The following is a 21,486-nucleotide window of genomic DNA, read 5'->3' as shown; positions in this document are numbered from 1 at the left end:
TCAGGGCCGCAGCAGCACCTTGATGGCGCGGCGTTCGTCCATCGCACTGTAGGCTTTCGCGGCGTCCTCCAGCGGCATCACGGCGTCGAAGACCCTGCCGGGATTGATTCTGCCGGCCAGCACGTCCTCGAGCAGTTCGGGCAGATACTGGCGGGTGGGAGCGGACCCGCCGGCCACGGAAATGTTCTTCCGGAACAGGGTCCAGACCGGCAACTCGGCACCGCCCACCGGTACGCCCACGAAACCGACCGCACCGCCCGGCCGGGTGCAGCGTAGCGCCTGGTCCATCGACTCCGCCGTGCCCACGCATTCGAGCACTGAATCGGCGAGGACGCCGCCGAGCAGTGCCTTGACCTGGTCCGCCGCTGCCTTGCCGCGTTCCGCGACAATGTCGGTGGCGCCAAACTCACGTGCCAGCGCCCCGCGGTCTTCATGCCGCGACATAGCGATGATCCGCTCCGCGCCCAGCCGTTTGGCGGCCAGTACCCCACAGAGCCCCACGGCGCCGTCGCCGACCACCACGACAGTGCGTCCCGGGCCGGCCTTGGCGCTGAGGGCCGCGTGGTGGCCCGTGCCCATCACGTCGGAGAGCGTGAGCAGGCTCTTGGCCAGGGCGTCATCCGGCTGGCTGACTCCGGGAACGGGCACCAGCGTGCCGTCGGCAAGTGGCACCCGGACCGCCTCGCTCTGGCCGCCGTCGACCGGCAGGCCATGCTCATCGGTGCCTCCCCAGCTGGCCCGGTGCTCGCAGGACGTCTGCACGCCGTCCCGGCAGGCCCGGCACTGGCCGCAGCTGATCGCCCACGGCGCGATCACCAGGTCGCCGACGGACAAGGTAGTGACCTGGTCGCCGATGGCCTCCACGATGCCGATGAACTCATGCCCGATGGGATGCGGATCCCCTGGCTCACGTGCGCCGCGGTACGGCCAGAGGTCGGAGCCGCAGACACAGGAGGCCGTCACCCGCACCACGGCGTCGGTCGGGGCGAGGATTTCCGGAGCGGGGCGCTCTTCAACCCGGATGTCGCCCGGTCCGTGGATAATGGCAGCGCGCATGTGTCCTCCTGAGCAGTTGTTGTGTCCAGCCTAAACGGGTCTCGGCGGCCGCCGGAAAACAGTGAAGCCCGCCACCTTGTGCTGGTGGCGGGCTTCGTCAACTGGTGGCGGTGTGCCTAGAGGTTGGAGGCTTCCTCGTGCTCCGGGTACACCTCGCGCAGCAGGTGCGCGGTCTCGGACGGAGTCTTGCCGACCTTGACGCCCGCGGCCTCGAGGGCTTCCTTCTTGGCCTGCGCGGTGCCGCTGGAGCCGGAGACGATGGCGCCGGCGTGGCCCATCGTCTTGCCCTCCGGTGCGGTGAAGCCGGCCACATAGCCGACAACCGGCTTGGTGACGTGGTTCTTGATGTACTCGGCGGCACGTTCCTCGGCGTCGCCGCCGATTTCGCCGATCATCACGATGGCCTTGGTCTCCGGATCCGCCTCGAACGCAGCCAGGGCGTCGATGTGGGTGGTGCCGATGACCGGGTCGCCGCCGATGCCGATAGCGGTGGAGAAGCCGAGGTCGCGCAGTTCGTACATCATCTGGTAGGTCAGCGTGCCGGACTTGGAGACCAGGCCCACGCCGCCCTTGCCGGTGATGTTCGCCGGGGTGATGCCCACCAGGGACTCGCCCGGGGTAATGATGCCGGGGCAGTTCGGGCCGATGATGCGGGTGATCTGGTTGCCGTTGGCGTCCTTCTTGGACTGTGCCAGCGCCCAGAACTCGGCGGAGTCCTGTACCGGCACACCCTCGGTGATCACTACGACCAGGCCGATTTCGGACTCGATGGCCTCGACCACGGCGTCCTTGGTGAAAGCCGGCGGCACGAAGACGATGGAGACGTCGGCGCCGGTCTCGGCCATGGCTTCCTTGACCGTGCCGAACACCGGCAGGGTCTTCTCACCGTGGGTGACGGTGGTGCCGGCCTTGCGGGCGTTCACGCCGCCCACAATGTGGGTGCCGGCGTGGAGCATGCGCGCGGTGTGCTTGGAGCCCTCGCCGCCGGTGATGCCCTGGACGATGACCTTCGAGTCCTTGTTGATGAAGATAGACATATTCTTAGTTCCTCGGTCCTTAGGCGTTGGCCAGTTCGGCGGCCTTGTCGGCGCCCTGGTCCATGGTCAGGGCCAGGGTGACCAGCGGGTGGTTGGCGTTGAGCAGGATCTGCCGGCCTTCATCGACGTTGTTGCCGTCGAGACGGACGACCAGCGGCTTGGTGGCCTTCTCGCCCAGGATTTCCAGCGCCTTGACAATGCCGTTTGCCACGGCGTCGCAAGCGGTGATGCCGCCGAAGACGTTCACGAACACGCTCTTGACTTGGCTGTCATTGAGGATGACGTCCAAGCCCGCAGCCATGACCTCGGCCGAGGCACCGCCGCCGATGTCCAGGAAGTTGGCGGGCTTGACGTTGCCGTGGTTCTCGCCGGCGTAAGCGACCACGTCCAGGGTGGACATGACCAGGCCCGCGCCGTTGCCGATGATGCCAACCTGGCCGTCGAGCTTGACGTAGTTCAGGTCCAGCTCCTTGGCCTTGGCCTCGAGCGGATCCGCGGCGTCCTTGTCCTCAAGTTCCTCGTGGCCGGGCTGGCGGAAGGAGGCGTTCTCGTCCAGCGAGACCTTGCCGTCCAAGGCGACAATGTCGCCGGCGCCGGTCTTGACCAGCGGGTTGACCTCAACCAGGGTGGTGTCTTCCTTCTTGAACACGTCCCAGAGCTTGATGATGACCTCGGCCACCTTCGGGCGCAGTTCCTCGGCGAAGCCGGCTTCGGCGACGATCTCGTCGGCCTTGGCCTGGTCAATGCCGACGGCGGGGTCAACCGCAACCTTGGCGAGGGCGTCAGGCCGCTCGACAGCCAGCTGCTCGATCTCCATGCCGCCCTCTACCGAGCACATGGCCAGGTAGTTGCGGTTGGCCCGGTCCAGCAGCACGGAGAAGTAGTACTCCTCGGCGATGTCGGCGCCCTGGGCGATCATGACCTTGTTGACGGTGTGGCCCTTGATGTCCATACCGAGGATGTTGGAGGCGTGTTCGAATGCCTCGTCGGGGGTCTTGGCGACCTTGACGCCGCCGGCCTTACCGCGGCCTCCGACCTTCACCTGAGCCTTGACGACAACTACGCCGCCAATTTTCTCAGCAGCTGCCTTGGCTTCTTCTGGGGTGTACGCAACGATTCCAGCCAGCACGGGTACTCCGTGTGCCTCGAAGAGATCGCGCGCCTGGTATTCAAACAGGTCCACGGGTTGTGTCCTTCTACGTCGAAGTCGTTTCTGACTCGGAGCGGCATCCGCGGTTGGCCGTGACGGTAGCCACGGACGGTGGACGGATGCCTGCAATGCTCCATGGGGAACTCTAGTCCCTTTGGCGTCGGGGGCCGGTCCCAGACTACCGCTTTAGTGGCCAAGGGCACACTTCTACAACTTGTAGAATGGTCACGGGTTGAGGTATCGGCGCCGTGCGGCTAATGCTTGCTGCCAACCTCCGCTTGATCGACGACGGCGGTGTCCCCGCCTTGGGCTGCGTTCTCGCCCTGCGCAGCGCCCCCACCCTGCGCGGCGGCGGTCGAGGGCGCGCTGCCCTTGATGACGGTCTGGTTCAGCAGCGGGATCCGCAGCCCCTCCTGGGCCAGCGCACCCTTCAGGCGTGCCCGCATCTCGCGTGCCACCCCCCACTGCTCCAAGGGCTTAGTGCGGATCGCCAGCCGGATTACCACGGATTCGCCGGTCAGGGCCTCAACGCCCCAGACCTCCGGATCGTCCAGGATCAGCCTGCGGTAAGCCTCGTCCTCACGCAGATCCATCGCGGTCTTGAGGATCAGTTCGGAGACCTTCTCCACATCGGAGTCGTAAGGGACCGGGATGTCCAGCACCGCCCGCGCCCAGCCTTGCGAGGAGTTGCCCACGCGCAGGATCTCGCCGTTGCGGACATGCCACAGCGTGCCGTCCACGGCACGCACCTGGGTGACGCGGAGGCCGACCGACTCCACGGTGCCGGATGCCTCGCCCAGATCGACCACATCGCCGATGCCGTACTGGTCTTCGGCGACCATGAACAGTCCAGACAGGTAGTCCTTGACCAGAGTCTGGGCACCGAAGCCGATGGCCACACCGGCAATACCGGCGCTGGCCAGCAGCGGGCCGAGGTTGAACTTCAGCTCGGTGAGCACCATCAGGATGGTGAGAGTGGCCAACACGATCGTGGTGATCGAACGCAGCACTGATCCGATCGTCTTCGAACGCTGGGCGCGTCGAACCGCGGCGATCGGCGAATCCTGCATCAGCCAGTAGCGCGGGTCTTTGCTGTTCTTGCGCGCCGCGGCGGGATCGAATTTGTCCAGCTTGGCGGTCTCGCCGTCCGCGATCTTTCCGGTGACGCGTTTGATCACCATCCGCAGGACCATATTTGCCAGGAACCCACCCAGCAGGATCAGCGACACGCGCAGCGGGGTGTCGAGCCAAAAGGAGGGGGTCGCCAGCTGTTCCAGGGTATTCATGTCCACGCCATCCATGGATAAGAACGCTAAGCGCCGAGGCAGGCCGCTGCCAAATGCAGCAACGGAAACGTGGCGAATCTCCCAGAGGGAGTTGGCGTCCGGTTAAACGATCTTGGTCAGAGGAGCATACCGCAGCAGCAGCCGCTTCTCGCCGGCGTCGAACTTCACCTTGGCCACCGTTTTGTCACCGGCACCTTCAAGGCTCAGCACCGTGCCATTGCCGAAGCTGGTGTGATTGACCTTGTCCCCGATGGCCAGCGCGATGACTTCCTTTTGCGGTTGCACGCGGCCGGCCCGGGTCTTTGCGGTGGTGATGGACGGCGCCGATCCGCGCAGATTGCTGATGTCCTGGTTGCTGGCCGTGCCGGCACCCCAGTGCGAGCCTCCGTAGCGGCTGGACCCGAAGCTGCCCGCAGAGGCAAAGGTCGGCCGTGCGCTGCCCTCGCGTTTCCAGTCGATCAGTTCGGCCGGCACCTCTTCGATGAACTGGCTGGCCGGATTGAACTGGCTCTGGCCCCACATGCTGCGGGACTCGGACCGGGTCAGGTACAGCCGCTTGCGGGCCCGGGTCAGGCCCACATAGGCCAGCCGGCGCTCCTCGGCGAGCTCCTTGGGGTCGGACATCGAGCGCTGGTGCGGGAAGACCCCGTGTTCCATGCCGGTGAGGAAAACCACCGGGAATTCCAGCCCCTTGGCGGTGTGCAGGGTCATCAGGGTGACCACGCCCTGGTCCTTGGCCAGCTGTGCAGCCTCGGCGTCCGGTGCGTCGGGGATCTGGTCTGCGTCCGCGACCAGCGAGACCTGTTCCAGGAATTCGGACAAAGACCCCTCGGGGTTGTCGCGCTCGTATTCCCGCACCACTGCCACCAGCTCCGCGAGGTTCTCCACGCGGGACTCGTCCTGCGGGTCGGTGCTTTGCCGCAGCATGGCCAGGTAGCCGGTCTGTTCGAGCACGGCCTCCAACGCCGCGGCAGCGCCTGAGCCCGCGGCGACCTCGGCCAGGTCGTCGATGAGCTTCACGAAGCCGGCCACCGCGTTCACCGAACGAGTCGCCATGCCGGGCGCGTCCTCGGCCCGGCGCAGCGCCGCCATGAACGAGACCCGGTCCCGTTCCGCCAAGGCGGCCACCGCGTACTCCGCGCGGTCACCGATCCCGCGCTTGGGTTCGTTGAGAATCCGGCGCAGGTTGACCACGTCGTCCGGGTTGACCAGGACCCGCAGGTAGGCCAGCGCGTCCTTGATTTCCTTGCGCTCATAGAAGCGGGTGCCGCCCACCACCTTGTAGGGCAGACCCACCCGGACCAGCAGGTCCTCAATGGAGCGGGACTGGGCGTTGGTTCGGTAGAACACGGCAATATCGCCGGGCCGCACCCCTTCTGAGTCCTGCAGCCGGTCGATCTCATCGGTTATGAACCGGGCCTCGTCGTGCTCGTTTTCGCCCACGTAGCCGATGATCTTTTCGCCGTCGCCCTCAGCGGTCCACAGCCGCTTGGCCGGGCGGTTCGGGTTCCGCGAAATGACCGAGTTGGCCGCGCTGAGGATGGTCTGCGTGGACCGGTAGTTCTGCTCCAGCAGGATGGTGCGTGCGTTGGCGTAATCCTTTTCGAAGTCCACGATGTTGCGCACGTCCGCCCCGCGGAACGCGTAAATCGACTGATCCGAGTCGCCCACCACGGTCAGTTCGCCGGCCGGAAGCGCGCCGTCCTCGGACTCGCGGGTCAACTCACGCACCAGTTGGTACTGGGCATGGTTGGTGTCCTGGTATTCGTCCACCAGCACATGGCGGAAGCGGCGGCGGTAAGAGTCGGCAATCGCCGGGAAGGCCTGGAAGATGAAGACCACTTGGGCGATCAGGTCGTCGAAGTCCATGGCGTTGGCCTGGCGCATCCGCTGCGTGTAACCGGTGTAGACCGAGGCGACCGCCTGCTCGAACGGATCCGAGTAGTTGGCGGTGGAGGCAAAGGCCTCGTCGTCGATCAGTTCGTTCTTCAGCGCCGAGATCTTGTGCTGAATGGTTTTGGGCGGGAACCGCTTGGGATCCAGGTCCAGTCCCTTGGCCACCTGGTTGACCATCCGCAGCGTGTCGGCCGAGTCGTAAATGGAGAAGTTCGAGTTCAGCCCTACGTGCTTGGCCTCGCGGCGCAGGATCTTCACGCATGAGGAGTGGAACGTGGAGATCCACATCCGCTTGGCCGGGTCCCCCACCAGCGACTCAATCCGCTCGCGCATCTCCGCGGCGGCCTTGTTCGTGAAGGTGATCGCCAGGATTTCGCCCGGACGCGCCCGGCGGGTGGCCAGCAGGTAAGCGATGCGGTGGCTGAGCACGCGGGTCTTGCCGGATCCGGCACCGGCGACGATTAGCAGCGGGGAGCCGGCGTGCTTGACGGCTTCTTCCTGCTGCGGGTTCAACCCCGAAAGCAGCTCTTCTGCGCCGGGCAGATGCGGGGCGGGCGGAGAGGCAACATGCGGGTCGAAGGCCGGGTCGGTGAGGAAATCCATGGTTCCTTAAGTCTATTAGCCGCCACCGACGCTCGGGGACGGCCGCCAAATCTTCCGCCACCAGGCGGCAGATGGCGGCACCGGCATAATGGAAGTATGTCCAAAACCCCAGCGCAGCGCGCGAAGAAACACGGTGCCGCGGCAGCCCCGGCCCCAGCCGGCGGGGCGGCAAAGCCTGCCATCCCCGGCAGCACCCGCTCTCCCCAGCGCGCGGCTGGCAACGCCAACCTGATCGTCATCGCCGGAGCGGTGGCCTCGGCGTTCTTGTTCGGCTATTCGTTCCTGCTGGTGATGCCGCAGTTCGCCCAGCTGACCGGCGGACTGGGGATGCCGGACACCCTCATCGGCGGGTACTCCACGGAATACGCGCAGCAGCTCCGGACGGCGTTCGGCGAAGACGGTGCCGGGCAGTACAACTATTGGCACAAAACCGCGGACACCATCTTCCCGTTGCTGTTCGGCTTTACCTGGCTGATCCTGCTGGGACAGCAAATTAGGCGCGGCCTCTGGCGCTGGCTGGCATGGGCCGTCGTCGTGCTCTATGTGGCGGCCGACCTGGGCGAAAACGTTGCCGTTGACGCCATGCTCGCGACAGACCCGGTGGGCGACGCCTCGCTGGCGAGCTTCCTCACGGTGGCCAAGTCCATCCTGTTCGGGCTGAGCCTGGTGGTGGCGGCAATCGCGGTCTTCACCCGCAAGCCCAAGTCGGCCGAAGGTTCCGTTCCGGCCGATGGCTGACCAGTCCCGGGCCGGGCGAAGCGTGAACCGCCGATGCTTACGCCGCCCGGATGCCGCACCGGCCAGGCACGCCAGTTAAGCTAAGCTTTTGGCGTTGCCCCCGTAGCTCAGGGGATAGAGCACCGCTCTCCTAAAGCGGGTGTCGGCAGTTCGAATCTGCCCGGGGGCACTGATCCTTACCCGCGGCGTGCGCTGTTTCAGCCGCCACGGCGCTGCCGCGCCCGTCCTCATGTTTACTGCCGCAGGGCGCAGGCTTCCCGAACACCAATCGCACGCAGTTTAATCGGAAGCGAGCCGCAACGGAAACACACTGCAAACGGAAACAGGCCACCGCCTGTGCTACCCCCCACGGAAGCACAGACGGTGGCCTGTTCTAGTGCATTTCCACCGAAGTGGGCAGGAATCCCTGTCAGCTTGGGGCCGCTGGTTCCGTTTCTTCCCGTTCTCCGGAGCCAGCAGCAGTTTCCTGCCACCTGTTGGCGGCGACCGCGCCGTTCCCCTGAAGCACCCGAGCCGCTCCGGAACCGTTCATATCCCAGAGTGTGAGTACTCCAGGCACTGCCGCCAGTTCTTATCTAAATCGATTGGATTTAATAAAGCAAGTTCGGCGGCACAGATGAGCCCAAAGTCAAGGAATATGACGAAAAACACAAGATGTTCAGCTGCCTGTGGTACAGGCCGTGATTCAGCTGCCCAGCAGCAGCCCGCTGGCCTTCGGTGACAACGCGTCGTCCAGGATGAGGCAGGCGCCGCCAATAGCGCCCACTTCGAATCCCAGCGAGGACGAAACCACCTCGACCCCATGGATGGCCCGGGAGACGAAGCGGGTGTTGATCTCCTCGTGCAGGGCCGGCAGCACCAGGCCCTCCAGCCCGCTCCATAGCGGGCCGCCGAAGATCACCCGGTCCACGTCAAGGATATTCACCACCTGAGCCACCGTGCCGCCGACCAGCCGGGCAGCCCGGGTGATGATCTCCGCGGCGGCCGGATCGCCCTCAACGGCCATCCGGCACAGGGTGATGATGCTCTCGGTGGCTTGGTGCCGGTCGCCCAACTCTGCGTCGGGCGGAAACACGCCGGCGGCCACGGCCTGCTGGAACAGTGTGCCGAAATTCAACGCCATACCCACGCAATTGCGCTTCCCGCACTCGCACAGCGGCACCTCCGCGTCCACCGGTAAATGGCCGATCTCGCCGATGTTGCTGGAGGCTCCACGCAGCACCGCGCCGTCGAGCACCACGCCGGCGCCCAGACCCGTGCCCAGATACACGAACACAAAGTTCTCGGGCTCCTGCCGTCCGCTCGCCCACAGCTCCGCCACCGCCGCCGCCGTGGTGTCCTTGTCCATCAGCACCGGCAGCCCCGTCCGGCGACTGAGCGGTTCGCGCAGCGGCACCGAGGTCCATTCGCGCATCATCGGCGGGTCCACCACGGCACCCTCGGCCGCATCGATCGGCCCCGGCGCGGCCAGCCCGATGCCCAGGATCCGGTGCCGCTCGATGCCCGAGGCTGCGATCAGTTCTTCGACCGCGCCGGCCATGGCCGCCGTCATGCCGTCGGGCTGGCCGGCACCGGGATTGTCGTGCCGGGCCCGGGCCACCACCTCGCCGTCGAGATTGAGCATGACCAAGGTCATGACCACCGGGTCAAGATGAATACCGATAGCCAACCGGCTGGAAACTTCCAACTGCAGCACCGTACGCGGTTTACCCGGACCGCTGACCGTTTTGCGGTCTTCCCGGACCAGGCCTTCGTCCACCAGCCGGCGCACCACGTTGGAGATGGTTTGCGGGGATAGTCCGGTGCGCTCCACCAGCTCCACCCGGGCGATGCCTTCATGGGCGCGACGGATCGCATCCAGGATCACAGCCTGGTTGTAGCCGCCCAAGCGGCCCAGGTTGGTTCCTCGCTGCATTGCACCGCTTTCCGCTCATCTGTCGCCGGGGACCCCACAGCAACTCTAGTCATTGACCGGCCCGATCACACGCTTGGCGCGGCCGGTCTATCGGAGCGCTGCGCTTCAACCTCTCCGGATCAGCCGGCCACCGTGACGTCGCTGCGGAATTGGGTGCGGTACAGCTCGGCGTAGCGGCCTTCCAGCGCCAGCAGCTGGGTGTGCGTGCCCTGTTCAACGATGCGCCCGCCCTCCACCACCAAGATGCGATCGGCGGAGCGCACGGTGGAGAGCCGGTGCGCAATAACGACGGCGGTGCGCCCCGCGAGTGCCTCGGTGAGCGCCGCCTGCACGGCGGCTTCGTTGGTCGAGTCCAAGGCCGCCGTCGCCTCATCCAGGATGACCACCCGGGGATGGCCCAGCAGCAGCCGGGCAATGGTCATCCGCTGGCGTTCGCCGCCGGAGAGCCGGTAGCCGCGCTCCCCCACCATGGTGTCCAAGCCGTCCGGCAGCGACTTGATCAGTTCTTCCAGCCGGGCACGGCGCAGCACGTCCCAGATCTCGGTGTCGCTGGCCTCCGGCCGGGCCAGCAGCAGGTTGGAGCGGATGGTCTCATGGAACAAGTGCCCGTCCTGGGTCACCATCCCGATGGTCCCGCGCAGCGCCTCGAAGCTCAGGTCCCGGACATCGATGCCGGAGAGCTCAATGGAACCGGAGTCCACGTCGTACAGCCGGGCCAGCAGTTGGGCCATGGTCGACTTTCCGGCGCCCGAGGAGCCCACCAGCGCCAGCGTCTGGCCGGGTTCCACCCGGAAGCTGATGCCGTGCAGCACTTCCTCGCCGCCTCGGGCGTCGAGGGTGGCCACCTCTTCCAGCGAGGCCAGCGACACCTTCTCCGCGGAGGGGTAGGCGAACCGCACGTCCTTGAACTCAACGGAGACGGGTCCCGGCGGGACGGTGCCGGCGTCGTCCTTCTCGGTAATCAGGGGCTTCAGGTCCAAGACTTCGAAGACCCGCTCAAAGCTGACCAGCGCGCTGGAAATCTCCACCCGGGCGTTCGCCAGGGCCGTCAGCGGGGCATACAGGCGGGTGAGCAGCAAGGCCAGTGTCACCACGTCGCCCGGCTCCAACTGGCCGATGATCGCGTAGAAACCGCCCAGCCCGTAAACCAGGGCCAGCGCCAGCGCCGAGACCAGGGTCAGTGCCGTGACGAAGACCCACTGCATCACCGCCGTCTTGATGCCGATGTCACGAACGCGCTGTGCCCGTACCTTGAACTCGCGGGATTCATCGGCGGGTCGGCCGAAGAGTTTGACCAGCGTGGCTCCGGGCGCGGAGAACCGCTCGGTCATCTGGGTGCTCATGGCCGAATTGTGATTGGCGGTCTCGCGCCGAAGGTCCGCCAGGCTGCTGCCCATCCGGCGGGCGGGCAGCAGGAAGACCGGGAGCATCAGCAGGGCCAGCAGCGTGACCTGCCATGACGTGTTCAGCATGACGATCAGCGTCAGGATCAGCGCCACCACGTTGCTGACCACACCGGAGAGCGTGCCGGCGAAGGCCCGCTGGGCACCGATCACGTCGTTGTTCAACCGGCTGACCAGCGCGCCGGTGCGGGTCCGCATGAAGAAGGCGATCGGCATCTTCTGCACATGGTCGAACACGGCGGTGCGTAGATCCAGGATGATGTCTTCGCCCAAGCCGGAGGAGATCCACCGGGTCACCATACTGAGTCCGGCGTCGGCGATGGCCACCAGGGCGATCACCATGGACAGCCAGATCACCAACTCGATGCCGGTCTCGGCGACGATCGCGTCCACCACCTGGCCGGCGAGGACCGGGGTGGCAACGGCCAGCGCGGCAGTCACCACGGAGAGCAGCACGAAGACCGTGATCTTGGCCTTGTACGGCGCGGCAAACGCGAAGGTGCGGCGGACGGTGTCGCGGGAGAACGACTTCTGGTCCTTCGAATGCGAAAGCCGATAGAGCGAACTCCAGGCTGCACCTTCCATGGACATGATGGCTCCTTAGGGCTGATGGTCCTACTGCAACCCTAGAACCTTCCGGAGCCCCTCGCTGTTCCCGCCGGCGCCGCCGCGGCCAGAATCTGTCCTCAAGCCCAGTAGCTAGAGGCCGGATCCCGTGCTTGGTCGCTTGCCAGCCGGGCGCCCGGTACCCGAGCTGCCCGGGACGCCGGAGGCCCGGTACCCGACCTCGGTGCCCGGTACCCGACCTGCCTGGGACGCCGGAGGCCCGAAACCTGTCCTCGCCCTCGCCGCCGGACACCCGAGTCTGTCCCAGTCGAGCTCAGGGTTTGGCGGCCAGAGCACCCCGTATAACCCCAGATCTGGACGCCCGAGTCTGTCCCAGTCGAGCTCAGGGTTTGGCGGCCAGAGCACCCCGTATAACCCCAGATCTGGACGCCAAAGGGAGACCTCGCCGAGAGGTCAGGGGCAGCATCCGATGAGTTGGACGACAACCCCTGACCTGGACGCGTCCCAGGTGGGCCGGGCAGACAGCGGCCGCAACGTCAGCTGAGCTGCTTCTCCTCGTGCGGGATGAAGCGCACCGTCATGGCCTTGAAGCCGGGGGTGTTGGACTCGCGGGCCACCAGGTCCCGGTGGACCAGCGCGTTGGCTTCCGGGAAGTAGGCGGCGGCACAGCCGCGCGCCGTCGGGTAGGCCACCAGCCGGAACACGTCCGCCCGGCGCTCGGTTCCCTTGAACGTGCTGATCACGTCCACCAGGTCGCGGTCGGCGAAGCCCAGCTCGGCCAGATCGTCCGGGTGCACCATCACCACCCGGCGTCCGTTGGAGATGCCGCGGTAGCGGTCGTCCAGACCGTAGAACGTGGTGTTGTACTGGTCGTGGCTGCGCAGGGTCTGCAGGATCAGGTGGCCCTCGGGCGCTTCAAGGTACTCCAGCGGGCTGACCGTAAACCGGCCCTTGCCGATGTCCGTGGCGAAGGACCGGGTGTCGCGCGGCGGGTTCGGCAGCACGAAGCCGCTCTTGTTCCGGATCCGGGTGTTGAAGTCCTCGAAGCCGGGCAGCACGCGGGAGATGTGGTCGCGGACCACGTCGTAGTCCTCGGCCATCGCCCGCCAGTCCACCGGATGGTCGTCGCCGAAGGTGGCCTGGGCCATCCGGGCGATGATCACCGGCTCGGCCAGCAGGTGCTCGCTGACCGGCTCCAGCCGGCCCTGCGTGGAGCGGATCACGGACATGGAGTCTTCCACCGAGAGGAACTGCGCGCCGTTGGGGTGCTTGTCGTCCCGGTCGGTGCGGCCCAAGGTGGGCAGGATCAGCGAGGTCTTGCCGTGCACCACGTGCGACCGGTTGGGCTTGGTGGACACATGCACGGTCAGGCCGGCATTCTTCATGCCGGCTTCCAGCGCCTCGGTCTCCGAGTTCGCCAGCGCAAAGTTGCCGCCCATCGACACGAAAACGTCCACCTTGCCGTCGGCAAAGGCGTCGATCGCCTCGGTGGAGTCAACGCCGTGCTCGCGCGGGGACGTGATGCCGAATTCCTTGTCCAGCGCGGCCAGCAGCCATTCCTTCGGCTTTTCCCAGATGCCCATGGTGCGGTCGCCTTGGACGTTGGAGTGGCCGCGGACCGGGCAGGCACCTGCGCCGGGCTTGCCGAAGTTGCCCTGCAGCAGCAGCAGGTTGATGATCTCGCGCAGGGTATCCACCGAATGCGGCTGCTGGGTCAGCCCAAGCGCCCAGCAGACGATGGTGGCCTTGGACTTGGCCAGCAGGCCGGCCACCTTCGCGATGTCCAGCCGGGAAAGCCCGGTGGCCTTCTCGGTCTCGGTCCAGTCGATGTGGCGGCGGGCGGCGACGTAGTCCTCGAAGCCGTCGGTGTTCGCCTCGATGAACTCCTTGTCCACCACGGTGCCGGGAGCGCGGTCTTCCTCTTCCAGCAGCAGATGTCCGAGCGCCTGGAACAGGGCCAGGTCCCCGCCCACCTTGATCTGCAGGAATTCGTCGGCCAGCTTGGTGCCGCCGCGGACCAGCCCGTCTACGGACTGCGGGTCCTTGAACGCCATCAGACCGGTTTCCGGCAGCGGGTTGACGGCCACGATGGTGCCGCCGTTGTCCTTGCATTCCTTCAGCGCGGAGAGCATGCGCGGGTGGTTGGTGCCCGGGTTCTGGCCCACCACGAAGATCAGTTCGGAGTGGTGGATGTCCTCCAGCGATACGGTGCCCTTGCCGATGCCGATGGTGGGGTTCAGGGCGCTGCCGGAGGACTCGTGGCACATGTTGGAGCAGTCCGGCAGGTTGTTGGTGCCCAGCGACCGCGCGAACAGCTGGTACATGAACGCGGTCTCGTTCGCGGTACGGCCCGAGGTGTAGAAGACGCAGCGGTCCGGCGTCGTCGCCCGGATGCGCTCCCCGATCAGGCTGAACGCGTCCGACCAGGAGATCGGCGAGTAGTGCGTCTCGCCCTCGCGGATGATCACCGGCTCGGTGATCCGGCCCTGCTGGCCCAGCCAGTACTCGGTCTTGGTGGCCAGCTCTTCGATGGAATGCCGCGCCCAGAACTCCGGCGTCACCGTGCGCTTGGTGTTCTCCTCGGCCACGGCCTTGGCGCCGTTTTCGCAGAACTCGGCCGGCTTGCGCGGTCCGGTGATGGATTCCGGCCAGGCACAGCCCGGGCAGTCGAAGCCGCCGCGCTGGTTGATCCGCAGCAGCGAACGGGCGGTGCGCGCGACGCCGGCCTGCTCGATGCCGCGCTCCAGCGCAATCTTCACAGCCGGAATACCGGCGGCAGCCTTCTTCGGTTCCTTGACCTTCAGGGTGCTTTCGTCAATGTCATTCACAGGTGCCGGGCGAGTCATGCCCCTAATGTATCCCGGCTCACACGGAATTCTCGACAGCCCTAGCCGGTCTCACACCAAATGGCCGACGGCGGTGCCAATCCGCGCCGGGTGTGTGTACACATTGATGCTGCGGCCGCGACTGAAACCGGCCAGTGTCAAGCCAACTTTGTCCGCCAGTTCGACGGCGAGCGAGGACGGCGCGCTGACGGCCGACAGGGCGGGGATGCCCGCCAGATGGGCCTTCTGCACCAGCTCGAAGGACGCCCGCCCGGAGACCTGCAGTACCGTGTCCCGCAGCGGCAGCCTGCCCTCGCGCAGGGCCCAGCCCACCACCTTGTCTACCGCGTTGTGCCGTCCCACGTCCTCGCGCAGGCAGAGCAATTCGCCCTCGAAGCTGAACAGGCCGGCCGCGTGCACGCCGCCGGTGCGCTCGAAGACCTGTTGCTGCTCGCGCAGCCGGTCCGGCAGCTGCAGCAGGATGTCCAGCGCCACGCCGCCCGCGCCGTCGGTGCCGTCCGTGCCCTGGGCGGCCCCGCCGTCGTGATCATGCAGCGCGAAGCGGGAGCGCTTGGTCACCGCGTCAATCGACGCGGTGCCGCAGATGCCGCACGCGCTGCTGGTGACCACCTGGCGGTCCAGCCGCGGATCCGGCAGTGCCACGCCGGGGGCCAGCTGTGCCTCCACCACGTTGAAGGTCTGCCGGCCGTTCTCGTCCTCGCCGGCACAGAAGCGCAGGGAGAGCAGCTGTTCGGGCGACCAGACGATGCCCTCGGAGACCAGGAAGCCGGCCACCAGGTCGAAGTCATCGCCCGGCGTGCGCATGGTGATGGAGAACGCGCGGCCCGCCAGCCGGATCTCCAGCGGCTCTTCCACCGCCATCACGTCCTCGCGGCGGCGCGGCGGCGCGTCGAGACTGAGTTTGAGCACCTTACGGCGCTGCGTCAAGCGGCCCATGCACTTCTCCTCTACTGCCTGTTCTAAGGGTAAGCCACGCCTCGCGCCGTGGCCGCCGGAGACGGGAGGACCCGGACCACCGGCGCCGGATCACCAGGGCAGGTCGAGGGCCGGCAACTGCTGGCCGGGGTCGGCACCGGCGGCCGGCACCACCATCACGCCGTCGGCGGCCGCCAGTCCGCGCATCATGGCCGAACCGATGTGGTCCGCGGGAACGGCGCCGCCGTCGGGAGCCGTTCCGTACGGCACCAGCCGGTCCTGGTCGTGGATCGGGCGCAGGGCCGTTCCGGCGCGGACGGTGTGCAGCGGTGCCGGCGCGCGGCCAGTCATCCCCGCCAGCAGCGGGTCCGCCAGGGTCAGCAACGCCATCATCGCCGCCAGCGGGTTCCCGGGCAGGCCCACCAGCGGGCGCCCGTCGGTTAGCCGGGCCAACAGTGCCGGGTGCCCCGGGCGCATCCGGATGGACGGGACCAGGATGGTGGCGCCGGCGGCGTCCAGCACCCGGCGCAGATGGTCGGCGTCGGACGTGCCGGTCCCGCCGGTGGTGACCACCACGTCGCCGCCGCAGCCGGCGATGGCCTCCGCCGTGGTTGCGAAGTCGTCGGGCAGCCGCCGGCTCCCGCCGACTTCGCCGCCGAACCGGGCGATGATGGCCGGCAGGGTGGGGCCGAAGGTATCGCGGACCCGGCCCGGTACGGGGATCCCGGAGGTAACCACCTCGTCGCCGGTGAGCAGCAGCGCCACCCGCGGGACCGCTGCAACGGGAAGCGCATCATGGCCACAGACCGCGGCGACGGCCAGATGCGCCGGGGTCAGCACTGTCCCGGCGGCCACCACGACGGCGCCGGCTGCGGTCTCCTCGCCGGCCGGACGGATGTGGCGCCCGGCTGCCAATTCCCGTTCCTCGGTCCCCGGGCACAGCTCAAGCCACTGGGCTGCCGCGGTCCCGCATTCGCTGCGCAGCACGCCGTCCGTACCGTCGGGGATCAGGCCACCGGTGACCACCGGGGCGGCCTGGCCCGGCCGCAGCGGGGTGCCGGCCGGCACCAACTGCCACGGCCCGGTACCGGCGATGGCCCAGCCGTCCATGGCGGACGAGGCGTAGTGCGGCACCGGCAGCAGCGCCGGCAGGTCGGCGGCCAACGTGCGGCCGGCGCAGGCTGCCAGTTCCACCTGGGCGGCCGGCCGGAGCGCTGCCGCCTGGCCGGCCGCCCAGGCGGCGGCCCGGGCGTCTTCCCAGCGAAGACCGGAGCTCACTCCTGTACTGCGCCGTGGCGGCGCGCAACTTCGTCGGCCACGCGGGAAGCAGCGCGCATGGCCACCTCCGGTGTGGCCTGCCCGGTGGCGGCCGCGAAGCCGGCGGCGTAGCCCACCACGAAGGTGGTCAGCGGCGCGGCGGGACGAACCACGCTGTGCGCGGCCACGCCGGCCAGCCCCAGCACGGCGTCGATGTCCACCGGCATGTCCTCGAGTTCCAGCGCCTTCAGCAGTTCGCTGACATACGGGGAGAGCTGTTCGGCCGCTCCGGACACAATGGCCTCCGATCCGCCCGGTACGCGGGCAACTACGACGTTTGTTTCAGGCTACGGCGCGGGCGGGGCAATGCCAAAGCGGTCCGCGTCCTGCCAGGTGTCGACGTCCGAGGTGTGCAGCCCGGCCCGCTCCAGCTGGAGTTCTACCGCCGGCAGGTCGGCGAGCAGCCGCCGGACAGGCTGGCCGGCCAGCCCTGGCGCTCCCCCGGCCTGCTGCACCGCCGCCGCCAGGGCCGCGCTGTCCGCACAGCACGCCAGCTGTTGCCGTTTGCCGTCCGCATCCACCGGGATCCAGAGCTTGGCCTCCGGAGCGCGGGCGGCACCGCGCAGCAGCAGTTCGGGCAGCCCGGCCAGCAGCGGCATGTCGCAGGCAAAGAGCAGGGTGTACGGCGCCCGGCGCGGGGCACCGCCGTCGTCATCGGCCGCCAGGGCGTGGATCCCGGCCGCGATGCCCGCGGCCGGACCGGAGAACGGCGGGTCTTCCCGGGTCAGCAGGAGGCGGGGCGCTCCGCCGACCACCGACCGGCGGAAAGCGTCCACTTCCGCCAGCAGCTCATCCGGCCCGACGACGGCGATCCGCCGGGAGCCGCGGACTGCCTCCAGCGTGCGGCGCAGCAGCGTGGACCCGTCGAGTTGCAGCAAGGCCTTGGGGCTCCCGCCCAACCGCGAGGAGCGGCCGCCGGCCAGCACGACGGCGTCGACATCGGCAGCCGTCACGCGGCGGTATGGGTGTCGAGGAACTGGCTCCAGGCCGGGGCGGGCCGGTCCAGGTCACGGATGCGCCAGCGGGCGCCGCTGGGCGGACGGGGCGTGAACCGCAGGCTCCAGCCCATGTACGCGAGGGTGCGGTCGCCCTTGGCGTTGTTGCAGCGCAGGCAGCAGGCCACCAGATTCTCCCAACTGTCCTCTCCTCCGCGCGACCTCGGCCTGACGTGGTCCACTGTGGTGGCCGTCTTGCCGCAATACGCGCAGAGGTGGTTGTCGCGGCGCAGCACTCCGCGGCGGGTCACGGCGGTGTCCTGGTTGTACGGGATCTTAATGTACCGGTTAAGCAGGATCACCGAGGGACGGCCCAGGATATCGTTCGGCCCGACAACGGGATCGCCGTCCTCGGCGATCACGCTGGCCTTGCCGGTGAGCACAAGCAGCAGCGCCCGGCGGAAGGTAACGACCGCCAGCGGTTCGTATCCGGCATTCAGAACGAGTGTGCGCATGCACATTCCTCTAGGAGTGGCCTACCCGACCGGCGCCTCAGTTCCGGTCATGGGACTGGATTTTCTGCACTAACAGTCAAAGAGTATGACGGCCGGTACGTTCTGCGCTAACTTTTTTCGCGGCCGGTGGGCCGCATGGGAGCAGAGCGCCGGATGTTCACCGGCTGTTTCCCGGCCGCCGGTGGAGCCGGCCGGAAGGCTGCCGTTCGGTCCGAAAACGCCGCCGGCCCCGGTGCACGCTGGGCGTGGACCGGGGCCGGCGGACGGTCCAGTGGACCGGAAAGGACGAAGCCTAGTTGACGCGGATGGCTACGTAGCCCGATCCGACGTCGGCGCTGGCCAGCGCGGTGGTGTAACCGGTCCAGCCGCCGTGGACGGCCTGGCCGTTGCCCACGTAGATGGCGATGTGCGCAACGCCGGCGCCACCGTCGGAGTAGTAAAGCAGGTCACCCGGCTGCGGGGTGGAAACCTGTGTGCCGTAGCTGAGGAACTGCGCCGGGGCGAGGTCGCCCACCGACTTGCCGGCGGCGCGCAGGGCCTTCTCCACCATGGCGGTGCAGTCCTGCGAAATGCCGATCTGGCCGTAGGCGGAAGAGACCAGGGTGGAGGCAACGCCGCTGGCGGAGGCAGTGGCGGCTTCCTTGGCGGGGGCCGCCGCGGGCTTGGCAGCGGCGGCCGGGGCGGCCTTCTGGACGGCGCCCCGTGCTGCGTCGGCAGCCTCCTCGGCAACCGGTGCCACTTCCTGGGCCACGGTTTCGACGACCGGCTCCGGCTTGGGCGCCGGAGTGGACTTGATGTCGGGGCGCGAGAAGGTCAACTGCACGGCGTTGGAAGCCTGCACAGTGTCCACCTGCACGCGGCTGGGGACGGACACGGTGGATGCGGTGCGTTCGATCGTGGCTGACTGCGCGGGGATGCCTGCGGTCAGGGCCAATCCGGAGGCAGCAGCGATAACGGCTGCAGAGCGCCCCATGGATCCGGCATTGGATGAGACGGCTTTGGAAATCGTCTCCAGCGGGTTAGTGCGGACGGAAACGGCGCGGTGGCGCCCCGTAGCGGTGTTATTGAACACGTTAAAGGCCTCTCCCAATGCCTGCGAGGTGAGCTGTCGGATTCGGATGGGAGTGCACCCGGCCGTAGTCCTCCCCGGCAAAAGCCTGAGAGTCCTGACGACTTAACCCCAAGGGTTCCTGTACGGAACCCGAATTTGGTTCCCCCGCCTCTGCCCGCGAAGTTTTGCGAACGAACTCCGGCTGGTGGCAGAGCTCGGCAATCCACCCGGAGGTCCCAGCCGTCTGACAGCTGGCACGCGTTAGAGCGTATACGATCCGAGGACCATTGTCACGTTCTGATCACGGAACGGTGATCTTTAGGTTACGGAGGTTGCCCGGCGCGCACCGAAACGGGCCCACCAACGCCGAATTCCGCCGTCGTGCTGGGCCCTTAATGACCGACGGCGCGCCCCGAAAGGCGCGCCGCGATACAACCCCTAGAGAAGAGGGAAAGCGTCAGGAAGGCTCTAGCCGGCCGGACGGATGAACACCGGGCCGGAGCCGATGTAGGCGCTGCCCAGCACGGTGCTGTAGCCGGCCCAACCACCGTGGACCGCCTGTCCGTTGCCAACGTAGATGGCCACGTGGGCCACGCCGGCGCCGCCGTTGGCGTAGTAGATGATGTCGCCCGGCTGCGGCGTGGAAACCTGTGTGCCGTAGGCAAAGAACTGTGCCGGGGCGAGGTCGCCGACCGCGTAGCCGGCTGCGCGCAGTGCGTTCTCGACCAGCGCAGTACAGTCCTGGGCCACACCGATCTGGCCGTAGGCTGCGGCGACGATGGCCGCGGCCGCTCCGCTGGCGGAGGCTTCGCCGGCCTTCTTGGTGGACTTACCCTTGTCCGATGCGGCGTCGTCGCCGGCGGTCGGGTTGATCTCGTTAGATACAGCCTGGACAGCTGTCTCCGGTGCCGGCGTGGAAGTGACCCCGGCGCGTTCGAAGGTCAGCTTCACGGCCGCGGAAGCCTGCACGGCTTCCACCTGCACGCGGGCCGGGGCATCGACGCTACGTTCGGCACTGACGGCCTGTGCCGGAATGGCAGCGGTCAGGACCAGGCCGGTAGCGGCGGCGATCACGGCACCTTGGCGTCCAACAGTTCCGGCGTTTGCGGAAACAGCCTTGGAAATAGTCTCAAGCGGGCTGGTGCGGACAGGGGTCGCACGGTGGCGGCCCGCAGTAATGCTCTTGGACACGGTTGTACCTCTCCCAAATGCCTGCGAGGTGAGCTGTCGGGTTCGGATGGGAGTTCATCCGGCCGGTCGGTTTCCGGGCTGGTGGCCCGGTCCTGATCGGCTTTACCCCAAGGACATCCTGCGATATCCGGGAAGTGGTTCCCCCGCTTCTGCCATGCGATTCGGTGCGAACGAACTTCGGGCGACGGCAGAATTCGGCATTCCGCCCGAAGGTGCCTGGCAGTTGATGCCAGGCACAGGTGAAACCTTATAACAGTTTGGCGTCTGAGTCACATTCCGGTTACGGCGTGTCAGTCAGAGCCAGCCGGTGGGGTCCACCAGCTTGCCGTTGACCATGACTTCGAAGTGTAGGTGGCAGCCGGTTGATGCTCCGGTGGTACCGCTTTCGCCCAATACCTCGCCGCGGGCCACGGCTGCGCCAACCGCCGTGTCGATGGTGCTCAGGTGGTTGTATGTGGTCTCCAGGCCGTTGCCGTGGTCCACCACAATCCGGTTGCCGCCGCCGCCAACCTGAAACCCGGCCTCGACGACGGTGCCGCCGGCCGCGGCTGCGACGGGCGTGCCGCAGGGGGCTCCGTAGTCCTGGCCGGTGTGCAGTTCTCCGGCGTAACCGGTGATGGGGCTGACCCGGTAGCCGAACGGCGAGGTCTTGATCAGCTCGTCCATCGGCTGCGAGAGGGATCCTTCGCTGCCAATCGCCTTGGCCTTACCGCCGGAGGCGACCATGACCTGCTTCAGCTTGGTGTCCGGGTCGAACTTGCTGGTCAGCCCGGCCCGTTCAAATGTCAGGCGCGCTTCCGTGGCCGCAGAGATGCTGCTGGTTGCCACTGCTTCCTGCGGGGCGTCGGCCGTGGCGCCGGCCGTCGTTGGAAGCATTACGGTCAGCACCATGCCGGAGGCGGCGGCGACAATCGCTGTCTTATGGCCGACGTCGCGGGCGGCCGCTGCTACCGGCGACGGTGCCGGCTGGGCACGACGGCGGCCGGCTGTTGCGGCTGCGCGCGGGCGTGAGTACTCGACCGGGGCGGTTGAACGGCGCCGTCCCGAGGCTTTGTGTCCTGCCAA

The 21,486-nt window shown here is 67.4% G+C and carries 17 protein-coding genes, 1 tRNA gene and 2 riboswitches; of the genes, 2 read left to right on the top strand and 16 right to left on the bottom strand.

Annotation, left to right across the window (positions count from 1 at the left end):
- From ACWF5H_RS08560 to pcrA, 5 genes are all read right to left on the bottom strand, one after another.
- On the bottom strand, positions 1 to 1,056 hold the full coding sequence (locus tag ACWF5H_RS08560) for a zinc-dependent alcohol dehydrogenase family protein (protein WP_452036186.1): 1,056 nt from the start codon (positions 1,054 to 1,056) through the stop codon (positions 1 to 3).
- A 116-nt stretch (positions 1,057 to 1,172) separates the two neighbouring features.
- The gene (gene sucD, locus ACWF5H_RS08555) at positions 1,173 to 2,093 is read right to left on the bottom strand and encodes a succinate--CoA ligase subunit alpha (RefSeq protein WP_452036185.1); all 921 of its coding nucleotides are present in this window, start codon (positions 2,091 to 2,093) and stop codon (positions 1,173 to 1,175) included.
- Between the two features lie 19 nt (positions 2,094 to 2,112).
- On the bottom strand, positions 2,113 to 3,276 hold the full coding sequence (gene sucC / locus ACWF5H_RS08550) for an ADP-forming succinate--CoA ligase subunit beta (RefSeq protein WP_364651962.1): 1,164 nt from the start codon (positions 3,274 to 3,276) through the stop codon (positions 2,113 to 2,115).
- Between the two features lie 221 nt (positions 3,277 to 3,497).
- Complete coding sequence (locus tag ACWF5H_RS08545; RefSeq protein WP_452036183.1) at positions 3,498 to 4,529, bottom strand: mechanosensitive ion channel family protein; 1,032 nt, start codon at positions 4,527 to 4,529, stop codon at positions 3,498 to 3,500.
- 102 nt (positions 4,530 to 4,631) lie between these two features.
- Positions 4,632 to 7,028 (bottom strand): DNA helicase PcrA, encoded by a 2,397-nt coding sequence (gene pcrA / locus ACWF5H_RS08540; RefSeq protein ID WP_452036182.1) that lies wholly within the window; start codon positions 7,026 to 7,028, stop codon positions 4,632 to 4,634.
- 96 nt (positions 7,029 to 7,124) lie between these two features.
- Between pcrA and ACWF5H_RS08535 the strand changes: the two genes are divergently transcribed.
- Both ACWF5H_RS08535 and ACWF5H_RS08530 read left to right on the top strand, forming a co-directional pair.
- On the top strand, positions 7,125 to 7,766 hold the full coding sequence (locus ACWF5H_RS08535; RefSeq protein WP_452036181.1) for a hypothetical protein: 642 nt from the start codon (positions 7,125 to 7,127) through the stop codon (positions 7,764 to 7,766).
- Positions 7,767 to 7,862: 96 nt separating this feature from the next.
- Positions 7,863 to 7,935 (top strand) — tRNA-Arg (locus tag ACWF5H_RS08530).
- Positions 7,936 to 8,451: 516 nt separating this feature from the next.
- Here the strand turns inward: ACWF5H_RS08530 and ACWF5H_RS08525 are convergent.
- The 11 genes from ACWF5H_RS08525 to ACWF5H_RS08475 form a co-directional block, all read right to left on the bottom strand.
- Positions 8,452 to 9,681 (bottom strand): ROK family transcriptional regulator, encoded by a 1,230-nt coding sequence (locus tag ACWF5H_RS08525; protein ID WP_452036180.1) that lies wholly within the window; start codon positions 9,679 to 9,681, stop codon positions 8,452 to 8,454.
- Positions 9,682 to 9,800: 119 nt separating this feature from the next.
- Positions 9,801 to 11,675 carry an ABC transporter ATP-binding protein gene (locus ACWF5H_RS08520; RefSeq protein WP_452036178.1) on the bottom strand — a complete coding sequence of 625 codons (1,875 nt, stop codon included), beginning with the start codon at positions 11,673 to 11,675 and terminating at the stop codon, positions 9,801 to 9,803.
- A gap of 512 nt (positions 11,676 to 12,187) precedes the next feature.
- Entirely contained in the window at positions 12,188 to 14,497 is a 2,310-nt protein-coding gene (locus tag ACWF5H_RS08515) for an FdhF/YdeP family oxidoreductase (protein ID WP_452036176.1), read from the bottom strand.
- Positions 14,498 to 14,548: 51 nt separating this feature from the next.
- Positions 14,549 to 15,433: a formate dehydrogenase accessory sulfurtransferase FdhD gene (gene fdhD, locus ACWF5H_RS08510; protein ID WP_364651948.1), complete on the bottom strand. Its 885-nt coding sequence runs from the start codon at positions 15,431 to 15,433 to the stop codon at positions 14,549 to 14,551.
- A 90-nt stretch (positions 15,434 to 15,523) separates the two neighbouring features.
- Positions 15,524 to 16,690, bottom strand: a complete 1,167-nt coding sequence (locus ACWF5H_RS08505; RefSeq protein WP_452036174.1) for a molybdopterin molybdotransferase MoeA — start codon at positions 16,688 to 16,690, stop codon at positions 15,524 to 15,526.
- A complete protein-coding gene (locus ACWF5H_RS08500; RefSeq protein WP_452036172.1) occupies positions 16,687 to 16,965 on the bottom strand; it encodes a DUF6457 domain-containing protein in 279 nt (92 codons plus the stop codon). Before ACWF5H_RS08500 ends, ACWF5H_RS08505 begins: the two co-directional genes overlap by 4 nt.
- 51 nt (positions 16,966 to 17,016) lie before the next feature.
- Positions 17,017 to 17,682, bottom strand: coding sequence for a molybdenum cofactor guanylyltransferase (mobA, locus tag ACWF5H_RS08495; protein ID WP_452036170.1), 666 nt, complete (start codon positions 17,680 to 17,682; stop codon positions 17,017 to 17,019).
- The gene (locus tag ACWF5H_RS08490; RefSeq protein ID WP_452036168.1) at positions 17,679 to 18,179 is read right to left on the bottom strand and encodes an HNH endonuclease; all 501 of its coding nucleotides are present in this window, start codon (positions 18,177 to 18,179) and stop codon (positions 17,679 to 17,681) included. The genes mobA and ACWF5H_RS08490 overlap by 4 nt, the downstream gene beginning before the upstream one ends.
- Positions 18,180 to 18,471: 292 nt before the next feature.
- Positions 18,472 to 19,251 carry a C40 family peptidase gene (locus ACWF5H_RS08485; RefSeq protein WP_452036166.1) on the bottom strand — a complete coding sequence of 260 codons (780 nt, stop codon included), beginning with the start codon at positions 19,249 to 19,251 and terminating at the stop codon, positions 18,472 to 18,474.
- Between the two features lie 4 nt (positions 19,252 to 19,255).
- Positions 19,256 to 19,430: riboswitch (cyclic di-AMP (ydaO/yuaA leader) on the bottom strand.
- Between the two features lie 268 nt (positions 19,431 to 19,698).
- Positions 19,699 to 20,421: an NlpC/P60 family protein gene (locus ACWF5H_RS08480; protein WP_452036164.1), complete on the bottom strand. Its 723-nt coding sequence runs from the start codon at positions 20,419 to 20,421 to the stop codon at positions 19,699 to 19,701.
- A gap of 3 nt (positions 20,422 to 20,424) precedes the next feature.
- Positions 20,425 to 20,598, bottom strand: a riboswitch (cyclic di-AMP (ydaO/yuaA leader).
- Between the two features lie 117 nt (positions 20,599 to 20,715).
- Positions 20,716 to 21,486, bottom strand: coding sequence for a M23 family metallopeptidase (locus ACWF5H_RS08475; protein ID WP_364651934.1), 771 nt, complete (start codon positions 21,484 to 21,486; stop codon positions 20,716 to 20,718).

This window comes from Arthrobacter sp. NPDC055138 (genome assembly GCF_053607305.1).
The sequence above is the reverse complement of the archived record's forward strand: the minus strand, read 5'-3'. Positions and strand labels throughout refer to the sequence as shown.